The following is a 1,012-nucleotide window of genomic DNA, read 5'->3' on the forward strand; positions in this document are numbered from 1 at the left end:
TTCCAGATGGAACTAAAGCATCAGCAACAGCAGACCAAGATGGAAACTTCAGTGTTCCAGTAAGTGGATTGAACGAAGGTGACACAGTATCAGTAACAGCAACAGACGCAGCTAAAAACACATCAGCTACAACTACAGCAACTGTAGCGAAAGCAGATGATAAGACAGCACCAACAGCGCCAGTTGTGAACCCAGTTAAAGCTGGTGATGAAGCAGTAACAGGTACAGCTGAAGCAGGTTCAACAGTAGAAGTAACTCTTCCAAATGGTTCTAAAGTATCAGCGAAAGCAGATAAAGACGGTAAGTTCAGTATTCCAGTAAATGGTTTGAATGCTGGGGATACAGTTTCTGTAACAGCAACAGACGAATCAGGAAATACATCAGCTACAACTACAGTAACAGTAAGTAATGTTAATGTGGGTGGTAAAGAGGCTGATAATGCTAAAGTACCAGCTCTTACTCCAGTAGTAGATCCTAACAACTTGACAGACGCAGAAAAAGCTAAAGTAGCTGAAGAAGTTAAGAAAGCTAATCCAACTGCGACAGATGTTAAGGTGAATAATGATGGATCAGTAGTTGTAACCTTTGCGGACGGATCAGTAGCAACAATTGCAGCTAATAAAGTTGTTAAAGAAGCAACTAAAGAGTCATCTGCTCAAGCACCAGCTAAGAAAGCAGGAGCGAAAGAATTGCCAAACACTGGTACTAAACAATCTAACGCTTCACTTGGACTAGCACTTCTTGCAGCAGTGACAGGAGGACTCCTTATCTCTAAAAAACGTAAGGAAGAAGAGTAAGCAATTACTCAAATAAAGCAAATCTAAGAATCTTGATTCTATGAGATTGCTAGAAAAACCGTAAGAAGAAATTCTTACGGTTTTTTGATTATGTGACTTTCAGTCCGTCTCGCTCCGTTAGGTGCGAGACAAATAAACCACCCGCTATGCGGGTGCGCGTCGAAGGTTATACCAAAAAAACTCCAAACGCGATACAATAAAGGTGTTCAAGCCAA

The 1,012-nt window shown here is 41.2% G+C and carries 1 protein-coding gene; it reads left to right on the forward strand.

All coding sequences use genetic code 11. The features are described from left to right. Positions 1-797 (forward strand): Ig-like domain-containing protein (locus tag QM460_RS10395; protein WP_414290056.1); only part of this gene is annotated, 797 nt, incomplete at its 5' end. Positions 798-1,012 lie beyond the last annotated feature (215 nt).

This window comes from Streptococcus infantis, from assembly GCF_047464415.1.
Lineage (GTDB): Bacteria > Bacillota > Bacilli > Lactobacillales > Streptococcaceae > Streptococcus > Streptococcus infantis_AE.